Raw genomic sequence first — 13214 nt, 5'->3', positions numbered from 1 at the left:
ATAGGGAACTTGGACATACGTGACGAGCGACTGCTCTCCTGCCTGGCATGACCGATACAGGCCACCGGCCCTTTGCCACTCCATCCGCCACCACCTACCGCCGCGGGCCGCGCAAGGCGCTGCGGGCCGCCGTCGCGGCGGCCGTGGCGCTCGCCGTCGTCGCGGGCGGGGCCTACGCCGCCGACCTCGGTCCCTTCGACTCCGGTCCTGACGCCCCCGATCCGGCGGCCCTGACCCAGGCGCGTGCCTTCCTCGCCGACTGGGCGGGCGGCCGCCTCCCGGAAGCGGGGGCGCGCACCACCAAGCCCGGCGAGGCACAGCAGGTCCTGCGCAATTTCACCGCCGGGCTCGACATCAGCAAGCCCGCCCTGAGCGTGGCGGCGGCCAAGGCGAAGCTTGCCGAGAACGGCACCGTCACCGTTCCCTTCACCGCCAAGATGCCCGTGAAGGGCCTCGGCACCTGGACGTACACATCACAACTGCCCCTGCGCGAGCAGAACGGCCGATGGAGGGTGGACTGGCGCCTTTCACTCGTGCACCCGCACCTGAGCGGCAGCGAGAAGTTCCGTCTGGAGCGCGAGGACACCGAAGGGCCGGGCGCCGTCGACCGCGACGGCAAGGCCCTGTCGGCCGACACGCATCCATCGCTCGCCCCGGTTCTCTCCGAGGTCGCCGTGGCGTCCGGGGCCGGACCGCACGGCGCGATCCACCTCGTCGACCGGACCTCCGGGGACGTCAGGAAGACGGAGGTCACCTTCGGCAAGAAGCCGTCCCGACCCGCCGACGAGGCGGTGCGGACCACGATCGACCCCACCTGGCAGGCCGCGGCAGAGAAGGCGCTCGCCGACGAGACCGACGGCAAGGACGCCGCGCTGGTCGCCCTGCGGGTCGACAACGGCGAGATCCTTGCCGTGGCGAACTCGCCGTCCGGCTTCAACCGTGCCGTCTCCGGCACCTACGCGCCCGGCTCCACCTGGAAGATCGTGACGACCAGCGCGCTGCTGCTCAAGGGCGACGTCGCGCCGGACGACACCGTGGACTGTCCCAAGTACCTGACCGTCGGCAAGGAGTTCCACAACGTGGAGACCTCCGAGCACCGCGGCGCCAGCTTCCTGGAGGACTTCACCGAGTCGTGCAACACCGCCTTCATCAGCCTGCGCGGCAAGCTCGGCGACCGTGAGATGGGCGATGTCGCGGGCAAGTACTTCGGCGTCGGCCAGGAATGGCACACCGGCGTCCCGTCGTTCGACGGCTCGGTGCCCGAGCCCCGTGACGAGACGGAGAAGGCCGCCTCGATGATCGGGCAGGGCCGGGTCCTCGCCAACCCGCTGATCATGGCGTCCGTGACGGCGACCGCGGCCTCCGGGACGTTCCGCCAGCCGACTCTCGTACGCGGCTCCAAGGACACCACGACCACCACGGACCTGCCCAAGAACGTGGTCGGCGATCTGCGGACGATGATGCGCGCCACCGTCACCGACGGCACGGCCGACCTCCTCTCCGATCTGCCCGGCGACATCGGTGCCAAGACCGGCACGGCCGAGGTCGCCGAAGGCACCCCCAACAACGGCTGGCTGGTGGCCCGTCGGGGCAATGTCGCGATCGCCTGCGTCGTGGAGAAGGGAGTCACCGGCGGACGGTCCGCGGGCCCCGTGGTGCGGAGCCTGCTGGAATCCGTCCCCGGCGACCCCTCGTGACGGAGCGGACGTCCTGGCGCTGATCGTCAGTCGTCGACGGCGTCCATTACGTCACCGAGATCCACGAACTTGAAGTTGGTGGAAGGGCGTTCGCCGTCCCCGGGGGCGTCGTGGCCGTCCTGCACGACGAGCAGCCCGTTCGGGTACCGGGAGCCCAGCGGGGCGTTCAGCGCGGCCGCGCCGTCGCATTCCTCCGAGCCGTCGACGCCGGACGGGGCGGCGGTGACGCGGAATCCGCCCTCGTACTCGTTGGCGTCGGACACCTCGCGGTCGTAGGCGGCGAAGGTGTTGTCGCCCTGGCTGGAGGCCAGGAGGTAGCCGTCGCCGTCCTGTTCGTTCACCAGGGTCAGGCCCTCGACGTCGGCGGAGATGCGGGTGCCGCCGTAGCCCGGGTCGGCGCCCGGAGTGCACTCCTCGGTCTCTTCGTCGTACGTGCCAGGGACGCCGAACTCGCGGACCTTGTCGACGAGTTGCGGCTTGCCCGTCAGGTCGGCGGGCAGCCGCCAGATGCCGACGTCCTCCTGGCCCGCGTACAGCGTGCCCGTGGCCGGGTCGACCACCATGCCCTCCACCTGCGGGAGTTCACCGGGCTCGCCGCACGGGGACCACGAACTCCCGTCGGGCAGACGGAAGTCGGCGGGAAGGTCGAGGGTGCGGATCTTGCGGTAGCCGACCGTGCCGCCGGAACCGGGCGTGAGCTCGAGCAGCGCGATGGCGGTGCGCTCGCGGCGGCTGACCAGGGCGTAGGAGCGGCCGGTCGCCTTGTCGGTCCAGGTGGCGAGGCCGTACGCGGTGCGCTGCTCGTCGATCTCGGCCTGCGAGGAGGAGAAGACCGGGGCCGCGGCCGGGTCCGTGACGTCGGTGAGCGGGCCGCCCGCGCGGTCGCGGTCGATGCGGTGGAAGCGCAGCCGGTCGCTGCCGCGGTCACTGGTGACGGCCAGGTCGGCCCGGCCCGATGACAGCCGCAGACCGTGCACGAGGTCGACGTTGTTGAACCGGCCGGGCGCGTGATCGGGGCCCGGAGCGGCGGGCGCGGGCACCGACTGCACCTCGCGCGCGTCCAGGTCGTACACGCGCAGACCGCCCTGCTTGGCGGTGGCGATCACCAGGCTGCGCCCCGGGTCGGCGGCGTTGCGCCAGATCGCCGGGTCGTCCGCGTCGGCGTCACCGCCCGCCTCGTCGTCGTGCAGCGCGGGGGTCTCGGAGCGCGGCGTGACGGCGGGCGGCGGCGAGGCGGCCAGGGCCTGGAAGGGCACGGCGGTGGCGGCGAGCGCCGCGACCGCCGTGACGAGCGCGAGCCGTGCCGGCCGTGCGCTGGGGGACGTGACCACGTGGGGGACTCCTTCATGTCTCAGAGGCAGGGGCGAGTGTGCGGCCCGTGTGTGAAGTCTTGCCCGGAGGTAACGCGACCTGGTCGTGTGCGGGACGTGAACGTGCGGTGCTGGAGCGGCAGTTGGGGAATCCGCCGCGTGGGGCCGTGTCGACACCAGGGGGATGGGCGATGATGTGCGAATGAGAGGGTCCTGACGCCTTCTGCATCCCATCCACTGGGCTGAACTCAGGAACGTATGGGCATCTGCGTTTCCGGCGGGCCGCTGTCCGGGTACGGTCCTGCGGGAGGTGGTAGCCAGTGAGTCAGTCCCTCACGGCCGCAGGACCAGTGGCGGAGCTCGCCCTCACCGGTGACGTCGCGCGTCCGGCCCGGCTGACGGTGGCCGATCTGCTCGCCTGGCCGCAGCATCGGGTGCGGGTCAGCTTCGAGTGCGCCACCAGCGGCATGCGGCACCACCTCTTCGAGGGGCCGCTGCTGCACGACGTGCTGTCCGACGCCGGGCCGGGCTTCGACCCGGCGCGGCGCAAGGACCGGCTGCGGTTCCTGATCGCGGTGACGGGCGCGGACGGCCATCACGGCCTGCTGTCCTGGGCCGAGATCGACCCCGACTTCGGCCGGGCGCCCGTCCTGCTCGCCGTCGGCATCGACGACACCCCGCTCGACCGGGCCGGCCCGCAGCTGGTCCTGCCGCAGGACCGCTGCGGGGGACGGCACATCAGCGGCATCCGGGCCATTCATGTGGACGGCCGTTACGAGCCCCCGACGAAGAGCGCGAAGCCGTCGCCTCCTAGGGCCGATCGACGTGTACGTTCGTCGACTTGACGCGTGCGGTGACGGTGACCCCGACCGCGAGGTCCAGCTCATCGACCGCCTCCTGGGTCACCATCGACACGAGCCGGTGCGGACCCGACTGGATCTCCACCTGGGCGACGACACCGTCGGACCGCACAGCCGTGACGATCCCCGTGAGCGCGTTGCGCACCGACGTCTGCGGCGCGTCGTCATCGGGCCCCTGGCCCTGCGCCCGCTCCACGGCGAACCGCGCGAGGCCCACGCCGTCGATCGCCCGGTTCCCCGAGCCGTCCCGCTCCATCGAGAGCCGCCCGCCGTCGGCCCACCGGCGGACGGTCTCCGAACTCACTCCCAGCAGGCGCGCGGCCTGACCAATGCTGTACGTCGGCACGGCGGAACTCTAGCCGGGCGTCGGCCGGGTGCCGCGGCAGGTCACAGCCGGGGCTCCAAGTGTGCCCACGGCGCGGCCCCTTCGAGCTGAGTGGCCAGGGCAAGGAGCGGCCCCTCGCCGCCCAGCGGGCCCACGAACTGCACGCCCAGGGGCAGACCTTGCGGCGTGCGGTAAAGAGGCACCGACATGGCCGGGCGGCCGGTGATGTTGGCGAGCTGCGTGAAGGGGTTCGGAGCCAGGTTCTCCACCACGGCCCGCCTCCACAGCCGGGTCTTGCTGAGCCGGCCCGCCATGCCCGCCTTCAGCAGCCCCGCACCGACCTTCCGCGTCAGCCACGGCGTGTCCAGCTCGCCGACGCGGACCGGCGCACGGCCAAGGGTCGGGGTGAGCAGCAGGTCGTAGCGCTCGTGGAAGGCGGCCAGGCGGCGGTTGTAGGTGTTCCAGCGGGCGTGCCTGATGGTGTACTCCGTCGCGCTCACCGCGTTGCCCGCGGCGGCGATCAGACGGGTGTCGAGTTCGAACCGGTCGTCCTCGGCGCCGGTGCGGTGCTTGATCTCCGCCATGGTCGCCGCCTCCGCCACCGCGTACATCGACATGAAGTCGTCGGCCAGACGCACCCCGTCGATGTGCGGCTCGGCCTCCTCGACGTCGTGCCCGAGCCCGGTGAGCAGCTTCACGGCGAGGTCGACGGCCTCGACCGCCTCCCGGGCCACGGGGGTGCCGATGGGGGAGCGGGTGCTGACGCCGATGCGGAGCCTGCCGGGCGTGCGGCGGGCCAGTTCCGCGTACGGGGTGTCGGGGCGCGCGGCAAGGAACGGCCCGCCCGCATCGGGGCGGGTGGTGAGCGTGTCCAGGAGGGCCGCGCTGTCGCGGACGGTACGCGAGACGACGCCGTTGCTCGCGGCGCCAAGGAGGAGCTCGGCGTGGCCGGGACCCGCGGGCACCAGGCCCCGCCCCGGCTTGAGGCCGAACAGGCCGCAGCACGCGGCGGGGATGCGGATCGAGCCGCCGCCGTCGTTCGCCCCGGCCGCGGGGACGATGCCCGCGGCCACCGCCGCGGCGGAGCCGCCGGACGAACCGCCCGGCGTGTGGGCGAGGTTCCAGGGGTTGCGGGTCGCGCCCGTGACCTCCGGCTCGGTGATGCCCTTGATGCCGAACTCGGGGACATTGGTCTGCCCGAAGATCACCAGGCCCGCCTCGAGCCAGCGCCGCACCGCCTCACTGTGCTCGGCGGCCACGTCCGCCTGGGTGGCGCGCGAGCCGCGTCCGGTGGGCCGGCCCGCGTAGTCCTGCATCAAGTCCTTGATCAGGAACGGCACTCCGGCGAGCGGCCCGGAGAGCTCCTGGGCGGCGCGCTCGCGGGCGATGTCATGCATGGGCCGGATGATCGCGTTGATCTTCCCGTTCACGGCATCGGAACGGCTGACGGCCGCCTCCAGGAGTTCGCCCGGCGTGACCTCGCCCCGGGCCACCAACTCGGCGAGTCCGACCGCGTCATGAGCCCTGTAGTCGCCGTACTCCACCGCGTACCCCCTGAGAGCCAGAAACCATGGTCCCGTGGAGCGTAGATCGTGGACGGTCGGCATAGGAATGGGGCGGCCGCTTCCCGCCACGGGGTGGACCGCCGCCCTAGGCTTCCCCAGGCACCGACCCCGACCCCAGGAGCGCACCCCGTGTTCGACCCCGCACCCGCGTACCCGTACCCCGACGCCCACGGACCGGACGAGAAGCCCGCGCCGCATGCCCTGCTCGCGCCCGTGCTCGGGTTCCTGGGGACCTGGCACGGCCGGGGCGAAGGCGAGTACCCGACGATCGACGGGGACTTCACGTACGCGCAGGTGGTCACCTTCAGCCACGACGGCCGCCCCTTCCTGCACTACGAGGCGCGGGCCTGGCTGCTCGACGCCGACGGCGCGCCGCTGCGTCCGTCGGCCCGGGAGAGCGGCTGGTGGCGGCTGCAGCCCGACGGCCGGGTCGAGGCGCTGATCACCCAGCCCACCGGCATCGCGGAGATCGCGGTCGGGCATGCGGCCGACGGCACCGTCGACCTCTCCACCTGCGACGTGGCCCGCACCCCCACCGCCAAGGAGGTCGAGGCCACCCGCCGCCGCTACACCCTGACCGACGACGGCACGCTCACCTTCGTCCACGACCTCGCGGCGGTCGGCCTGCCGCTGCAGCACCACCTCTCCGCACACCTGAGCCGCAAGCCGTAGGGCGGGCGCGGGCGGCGCTGTGACGTACCCCATGGAAAGATCAAAGTGACCAGGGGTTACCATATGAGCGCCGCCTAGCTCGAAAGATAAACCTGTGACTGTCAATGACGACTCGTTCACCAACTGGAAAAACCGCGAGGAGATCGCGGAATCGATGATCCCGATCATCGGGAAGCTGCACCGTGAGCGGGACGTGACGATCCTGCTGCACAGCCGCTCCTTGGTGAACAAGTCGGTGGTCAGCATCCTGAAGACGCACCGCTTCGCCCGGCAGATAGCCGGTGAGGAGCTCTCGGTCACCGAGACGCTGCCGTTCCTGCAGGCCCTCACCACGCTCGATCTCGGCCCGTCCCAGATCGACATCGGCATGCTCGCCGCGACGTACAAGTCCGACGACCGCGGTCTGACGGTGGAGGCGTTCACCGCCGAGGCCGTCGCCGGTGCCACGGGTGCCAACAAGATCGAGTGCCAGGAGGGCCGCGACGTCGTCCTCTACGGCTTCGGCCGTATCGGCCGCCTCGTCGCCCGCCTGCTCATCGAGAAGGCCGGCTCCGGCAACGGACTGCGGCTGCGCGCCATCGTCGTACGCGGTGGAGGCGACCAGGATCTGGTCAAGCGCGCCTCGCTGCTGCGCCGCGACTCGATCCACGGCCAGTTCCAGGGCACGATCACCGTCGACGAGGCGACCAGCACGATCCTCGCCAACGGCAACGCGATCAAGGTGATCTACGCCAACGACCCGTCCGAGGTCGACTACACGGCGTACGGCATCAAGGACGCCATCCTCATCGACAACACGGGCAAGTGGCGCGACCGCGAGGGTCTCTCCAAGCACCTGCGCCCCGGCATCGACAAGGTCGTCCTGACCGCTCCGGGCAAGGGCGACGTCCCGAACATCGTCCACGGCGTCAACCACGACACGATCAAGCCCGACGAGCAGATCCTGTCCTGCGCCTCGTGCACCACGAACGCGATCGTCCCGCCGCTGAAGGCCATGGACGACGAGTACGGCGTGCTGCGCGGCCACGTGGAGACCGTCCACTCGTTCACGAACGACCAGAACCTGCTGGACAACTACCACAAGGCCGACCGTCGCGGCCGCTCCGCGCCGCTGAACATGGTCATCACCGAGACCGGTGCGGCCTCCGCCGTCGCCAAGGCGCTGCCCGACCTCAAGGCGCCGATCACCGGCAGCTCGATCCGCGTCCCCGTCCCGGACGTCTCGATCGCCATCCTGAGCCTGCGCCTGGGCCGCGAGACCAGCCGCGACGAGGTCCTCGAGTACCTCCGCGACGTCTCGCTGCACTCGCCGCTCAAGCGTCAGATCGACTTCACCACGGCCCCCGACGCCGTCTCCATGGACTTCGTCGGCTCGCGTCACGCCTCGATCGTCGACGCCGGTGCCACCAAGGTCGACGGCGACAACGCGATCCTCTACCTCTGGTACGACAACGAGTTCGGCTACTCGTGCCAGGTCATCCGGGTCGTCCAGACCGTCTCCGGGGTGGAGTACCCGACTTACCCGGTCCCGCAGGTCTGATCCTGAGGGTTCACAAGGCCTGAAGAACGACCGATCCGGTGTCCCGCGCTGCGGGGCACCGGATCGTCGTCGTTCAGGCGGCCCGCAGGCCCCGGACGTCGACCGGCAGCCCCGTCGCGAACGACTCGTTCGCGGCGAGCCCGGTGACCAGGGAGCGCGCCCCGTCCCGGGCGTCCGCCGCGCGCCCCAGCGGGTCCGTGGAGCCGGGCGACCGCTCGCCGAAGAGGTCGGCGAGCATGCGTACGTCGCCGCCGCCGTGCCCGCCCTCGCCCGTGGGCACCTTCACCTCGCGCGGCTCCTCCCAGAACCGGCGCACCAGGAGCCGGGTGCGGCCGGCCTCGTCGCCGACCGCCGCGCCGTGCAGCACCGGGCTCGCGCCGTCGGTCCGTACGTCGGGGCGGGTCCAGGTGGACTCCTCGACGAGCAGCTCGACGCGTCCCTCGCTGCCGTTGAAGGCGATCCGGTAGCCCTCCCACGGTGCGTACGCGGTGAGGTGGTACGTCAGGGTCGCGCCGCAGGCGTAGCGCACGAGCACTGCCATGTCGTCCTCGATGCTCACCCCGGGGCCGAACACGTTCTGGTCGCGGTGGTAGCCGTCCGCCGCCTCGGCGTCCAGGTAGAGGGCGGTCAGCGCGGACGAGCCGGCGAGGCGGAGGGCGAAGGGGTCGCTCTCGGCGGCGGGCGAGCCGTGCGCGCGGGTGTAGTCGCGGGCCAGGCCGCGCCGGTGGCCCGCCTCCGCGCCGTAGAAGAAGAGCCCGCCCTGCGCGTACACGGTCTCGGGCTCGGTGCCGAGCCACCAGTTGACCAGGTCGAAGTGGTGGGTCGCCTTGTGCACCATCAGGCCGCCGGAGTTGGCCTTGTTCCGGTGCCAGCGGCGGAAGTAGTCGGCGCCGTGCCGCAGATCGAGCAGCCACTCGAAGGAACCTCGACAAGGCGAGCGCGATCCACGCGTCGCACTGGTTCATGAGGTCCGAGCCCATTCCGGCCGTCGCATTTCCTGGGCCTTCTTCGGGGACTTCGAGCCGGCACCCGGCGAGTACTTCGCCTACCGCGCCGTAATGCACCTGAAGGGACTGACATGGTGAGCGTCTCTGATTAGCTTGGTGATCCCGTGTCAGACGTGGTGTCTGGCTCGGGTTCTGCCCATCGTGGAGGGGTGGCGTGAGCGTGCAGGTGAAAGCCCGCACCCTGTGCTGCTCCTCGTGGCCGGTGACCGGCTGTGGAAGGTGCGCTGATCGTTGTCACGCCCTGGTGCCGGTGGGCTGCGCGAGGCAGCCGGGTCCGGTCCTTGTGAGCGTGTCCCTCCGGACGCTTGCCCGCCAGACCGCGCGGTCTGGCGGGGGAGGGTGTCCGGCGTCGCCTGGGCGTCGGACGTGTGGAATGGTGCCGGGTGGGCCCGGTCTTGGATCGGTCCCGGCTGGTCTTCGGCGCGGGGGTGATGACCGCGTCCGCTTCGAGCTTGTCGATCACGGCGCGGATCGTCATGGCCCCGCTGGCGCGGTCTACGACGGTCTTGGCCTGGTGAGTGAGGCCGCGGGCGGCGATACGTTTCCACGCACCTGTGTCTCGGTCCCCCTGCCAGCCGCAGGAGCCGCAGAGCGCCCACTTCCAACCGGGTGTGGTGGGCCGGTCGGGGGCTTTGCGGTGCCGCAGCACGTCCAAACAGTGTGGGCAGTACCTGGACGTGCCCCGCGCCGGAACGGTTACCACGGCGATACCGGCTTCGGCAGCGACGTGCCGCATCCGGTCCACAATCCGGCCGCGCACCGCTTGGGACAGGCGGGTGTTGTGGGTGCGGCCCATGCTGCGGGCTTCCATCGACCGGAGGTCTTCGACGTAGATGACGCTCGCTCCGGCGGCGATGGCCTGGTCGACGGCCCAGCGGGCGGCAGCCCACGCGAGGGCGTCGTTGAGGTTCGACCGCCGGTCGGACACGTGCCGGAGCTCGTCGGCCAGGACCGCATGCCGACCGGCCAGATGGTGCTGTTCGGTCCCGCCGATGAGCCGCTGGTAGTGGTCGGCCTTCGCGTGCAGGTGCTCGGACTGGCGGCGCATCCGGTGCTGTTTCGCCACAACTCCGGCGGCGCGGAACATGCCGCCGCTACCGAGGGCGGTGATGGTGCCGTCTGCGTAGAGCCGGGCGGCTCCGGCGGACAGCAGGGTGTTCAGGCCCCAGTCCACGCCCAGTGCGACTGTGTGTCCGCTGTGCTGCGTCTTGGGGACGGCGTGGGTGTAGGCGAGATCGGCCCGCACTCTGCCCTGGTGGATGCGCAGGGTGGGCAGGTGGAGAACCGAACCGGCGGGGATCGTCGGCGGCAGCTTGATGGGGCAGGCCACCCACGTCCAGTCCGTGTAGGACCGCGGATCAGGGCGGGTCGGCAGTTGCAGCCGCAGCAGCGCCCGGCCCGGCTCGTCGGCACGTTCGATGGTGGCCTGCTGCCCATCGCAGGCGGACAGCAGCAGCATGTGCGCCGTCCGGGGCGCAGCCTCCACCTCGAACCCGTCAGTCGGTGTCCGGCCGTGCTTCTTGACGAAGGCGGCGATCTGCCGGGTGCGGGATGTGATGACGCCGGACGGCAGAGCCCGCCCGCCGGGTACCGCCTCCCGTACTGCGTCCCATTCCTTGGGGCTGCGCTTGGCGGGGTCGGCGGGCCAGGTCGCGAGCACCCCGGCGGTGAGGTTGGCGCGCCACTTCGCCGAGCGCAGCGTCCGCCCGGCCTGTTCCTGGGCCATGCGCACGATGCGGTCATTGACCCGGATTCCCTCCGGTGGTGTGGCGGTCCAGCCCAGGCGGCGAAGCGCCATCCAGGCATTCGACGGCAGTCTCCGGCCGCCGGGGTCTTCTCCGGAGGCGAGTGCGTCCACATCGGCGGCATTCCAGTGCTTGCCGGTGAGCGTGCTGACCATGCCGGACACCAGGTCCACGGTCCAGCCGACTCGCTCGGCCAGCGTGGTGTGGGTGAGGAGTTCGCTGGTCTTCTCGTCAACCGAGGTGCGCAGCACGCCGCGGGCGCATGCGGTGCGGGCCGTCTCGCCCTCGGCCTGCGGCAGCTTCCGGCTCACCAACGCCCCCTCACCCGTGGTGCTGTCATCCGATCAACGACACGCCCGCGAGAAGGTCACACATTCGATCCACGCACTCACCTACGGCACCGAGGCCTGTACCGGACACACGACATGACACCAACAGATGAGCCATCACTACGGATACCAGAGGAATCACATGAGCCTCCCGCACCCGCTGCCCGGGGCCGTCGGCCTCTCGCACCTCAGCGCCTACGACTGGGAGGCCGCCGACGGAGTGTGCGGCGGCAGCCCTCATCTGCACCTGGTGTGCACGGAGGCCTATGTCGTCACCGGCGGCCGCGGCGCCGTCCAGACGCTCAGCCCCGACGGCTACCGCGACGTCCCCCTGGAGGCGGGCTCGGTCGCCTGGTTCACGCCGGGCACCGTGCACCGCATGGTGCAGGGCGGGGAGCTGCGGATCACCGTGCTGATGCAGAACAGTGGTCTGCCCGAGGCCGGGGACGCGGTCTTCACCTTCCCGCCCGACGTGCTCGCCGATCCCGAGCGGTACGCCGCGGCGGCGCGGCTCCCTGCGAAGTCCGGCCCGGAGGCGGAGGCCGCCGCACGCAAACGCCGCGACCTGGCCGTCGAGGGCTATCTGCCGCTGCGCGATGCGCTCAGGGCCGGGGACAACGGCCCGTACCTGGAGTTCCAGCAGACCGCGGCCCGGCTCGTGCGGGACAAGGTCCCCACGTGGCGTGAGCTGTGGCGGGCGGGCGCGCTGGCCACGGCCGAGCGCACCGGCGCGCAACTCGCCGCGCTGGAGGCGGGCAGCCCCGACTACCTCGCGGGGTCTGGCTCGTACGACACCGCTCCCTCGCGGCGCGGCGGCTACGGCATGTGCGGCCGCCGCGACGAGTACGAACTGCCGGGCACCACGCTCCCGTACCACGGTGAGTAACGCTCCCACAACAGAAGCGCCCCAGCTCTCCACGGCCCGCGCGGTGGTCCGCTCCACCCGTGAGCCTCAACCCGCCACGGCAGGGCGGTACTTGGCGCTGCTGCGTGAACGGTTCCGTGCCGGTGACCTCGCCGCGGGTGCCGTCGCGCTAGCCGGGGTGCTGCTGTTCGCGGCGGACCTGGCGCTTGCGGGGGCCGGGCTGCCGGGGGCGCGGGTGTTCGCCGTGACGGCCGGGGCGATCGGGGCGATCGGGGCGTGCGCCGTGATCGTGGGGCTGCGCGCCTGCGCCCGCCCCGCGTCCCTCACGGACTGGCGCGCCGCGGTGCTGTGCGCCTGGATGATGCTGCCGCTCGCGTTCCTGGCGCCGGGACCGCTGGCCCTGGCGCTCACGGCCATCGACGTACGCAACGTACGAGACATGGACGGCCTTCCTAGAAACCGCCGATCGGTGCCGAGGCGTGGCTGACCGGCACGGTGTGGGTGATCCAGGAGGGGCCGACGAGGAGGTGGAGCAGGAAGGAGGTCGGTTCCGGGAGGTAGTTGGGGACGCCGTGGCGCAGCGCGAGGCCGCTCTGGAGGTGGGTGCTGGGGGCGATGGCCAGGGTGCTGCCCGCTAAGGGGGCGATGATGGGGCGGTGCACATGCCCCGCCAGAACGCGGGCGGCATTCCCGTGCCGGGCGAGCACCCGACCCAGCTCCTCGCCGTCGTCGAGCCGCATCCCGTCGAGGAACGGTATGCCGATCGCGATCGGCGGATGGTGCAGGCAGACGACGGCCGGAGTCGACGGCCGACGGGCCAGGGCCCCGTCGAGCCAGTCCAGTTGCGCGGCTCCGAGGTGCCCGCCTCCTGAGTGGGGCACCTGTGAGTTCAGGACGACGAGTGTGAACGCGGCGAAGTCCACGCCGTAGTGGGCCTGTTCGCCCTCCCCGACGAAGCGCGTTCCGGCGAACTCGTTCAGCAGCGCATCGGGTTCGTCGTGATTGCCTGCCACCAGGTGCAGGGGGAGGGGAAACCGGCGGATCAGTTCGTGGAGGATCCGGTACTCCTCCGGACTGCCGTGATCCACCAGATCGCCGGTGATCACCATGCAGTCCGGGCGGGGGTCGAGCGCGAGGACTCGGCCGAGCGCCCGGTCGAGGGGGCGGGGGGGGGGGGCCCCCCGCGGGGGGGGGGGGGGGGGGGGGGGGGGGGGCCCCCCCGGGGGGGGGGGGGCGCCCCCCCCCCCCCCCCCCGCGTCCCGGCAACCGCCTCGGCGACATCTCGGCGGCGATCTGGGC

General features: G+C 71.7%; 11 protein-coding genes and 1 pseudogene. 6 read left to right on the top strand and 6 right to left on the bottom strand.

Translation table 11 applies throughout. The annotated features are described in order from the left end of the window. The first annotated feature begins 47 nt into the window (after nucleotides 1–47). Nucleotides 48–1697: a penicillin-binding transpeptidase domain-containing protein gene (locus ACFWY6_RS01335; RefSeq protein WP_384684884.1), complete on the top strand. Its 1650-nt coding sequence runs from the start codon at nucleotides 48–50 to the stop codon at nucleotides 1695–1697. A 26-nt stretch (nucleotides 1698–1723) separates the two neighbouring features. Here the strand turns inward: ACFWY6_RS01335 and ACFWY6_RS01330 are convergent, their stop codons facing one another. Further along, nucleotides 1724–3028 carry a phytase gene (locus ACFWY6_RS01330; protein WP_384684881.1) on the bottom strand — a complete coding sequence of 435 codons (1305 nt, stop codon included), beginning with the start codon at nucleotides 3026–3028 and terminating at the stop codon, nucleotides 1724–1726. A 299-nt stretch (nucleotides 3029–3327) separates the two neighbouring features. Here ACFWY6_RS01330 and ACFWY6_RS01325 point away from each other — a divergent pair, with 299 nt between their 5' ends. Then, nucleotides 3328–3852, top strand: coding sequence for a molybdopterin-dependent oxidoreductase (locus ACFWY6_RS01325; protein ID WP_384684878.1), 525 nt, complete (start codon nucleotides 3328–3330; stop codon nucleotides 3850–3852). On the opposite strand, the gene ACFWY6_RS01320 is transcribed toward ACFWY6_RS01325, so the two are convergent. Continuing rightward, nucleotides 3818–4213, bottom strand: coding sequence for a molybdopterin-binding protein (locus tag ACFWY6_RS01320; RefSeq protein ID WP_384684875.1), 396 nt, complete (start codon nucleotides 4211–4213; stop codon nucleotides 3818–3820). The two genes, ACFWY6_RS01325 and ACFWY6_RS01320, sit on opposite strands and share 35 nt — an antisense overlap. 41 nt (nucleotides 4214–4254) lie before the next feature. Next, nucleotides 4255–5736, bottom strand: coding sequence for an amidase (locus tag ACFWY6_RS01315; RefSeq protein ID WP_384684872.1), 1482 nt, complete (start codon nucleotides 5734–5736; stop codon nucleotides 4255–4257). A 150-nt stretch (nucleotides 5737–5886) separates the two neighbouring features. On the opposite strand from ACFWY6_RS01315, the gene ACFWY6_RS01310 reads away from it, so the two are divergent. Beyond that, a complete protein-coding gene (locus ACFWY6_RS01310) occupies nucleotides 5887–6429 on the top strand; it encodes an FABP family protein (protein WP_384684869.1) in 543 nt (180 codons plus the stop codon). 94 nt (nucleotides 6430–6523) lie between these two features. Next, on the top strand, nucleotides 6524–7969 hold the full coding sequence (locus ACFWY6_RS01305; RefSeq protein WP_384684866.1) for a glyceraldehyde-3-phosphate dehydrogenase: 1446 nt from the start codon (nucleotides 6524–6526) through the stop codon (nucleotides 7967–7969). 73 nt (nucleotides 7970–8042) lie between these two features. Here the strand turns inward: ACFWY6_RS01305 and ACFWY6_RS01300 are convergent. Together ACFWY6_RS01300 and ACFWY6_RS01295 are read right to left on the bottom strand one after the other, a co-directional pair. Further along, nucleotides 8043–8888 (bottom strand): annotated as a pseudogene (locus ACFWY6_RS01300) (Gfo/Idh/MocA family oxidoreductase); the annotation flags it as partial. Nucleotides 8889–9064: 176 nt separating this feature from the next. Continuing rightward, nucleotides 9065–11032: a zinc ribbon domain-containing protein gene (locus tag ACFWY6_RS01295; protein WP_384684863.1), complete on the bottom strand. Its 1968-nt coding sequence runs from the start codon at nucleotides 11030–11032 to the stop codon at nucleotides 9065–9067. Between the two features lie 160 nt (nucleotides 11033–11192). On the opposite strand from ACFWY6_RS01295, the gene ACFWY6_RS01290 reads away from it, so the two are divergent. Both ACFWY6_RS01290 and ACFWY6_RS01285 read left to right on the top strand, forming a co-directional pair. Next, on the top strand, nucleotides 11193–11936 hold the full coding sequence (locus tag ACFWY6_RS01290; protein ID WP_384684860.1) for a cupin: 744 nt from the start codon (nucleotides 11193–11195) through the stop codon (nucleotides 11934–11936). After that, nucleotides 11929–12402 (top strand): hypothetical protein, encoded by a 474-nt coding sequence (locus tag ACFWY6_RS01285; RefSeq protein ID WP_384684857.1) that lies wholly within the window; start codon nucleotides 11929–11931, stop codon nucleotides 12400–12402. The genes ACFWY6_RS01290 and ACFWY6_RS01285 overlap by 8 nt, the downstream gene beginning before the upstream one ends. Here the strand turns inward: ACFWY6_RS01285 and ACFWY6_RS01280 are convergent. Further along, on the bottom strand, nucleotides 12368–13214 hold an 847-nt coding region (locus ACFWY6_RS01280), incomplete at its 5' end, for a metallophosphoesterase (protein ID WP_384684854.1). The genes ACFWY6_RS01285 and ACFWY6_RS01280 overlap by 35 nt on opposite strands.

The organism is Streptomyces sp. NPDC059037 (assembly GCF_042740015.1).
GTDB lineage: Bacteria > Actinomycetota > Actinomycetes > Streptomycetales > Streptomycetaceae > Streptomyces.
The sequence above is the reverse complement of the archived record's forward strand: the minus strand, read 5'-3'. Positions and strand labels throughout refer to the sequence as shown.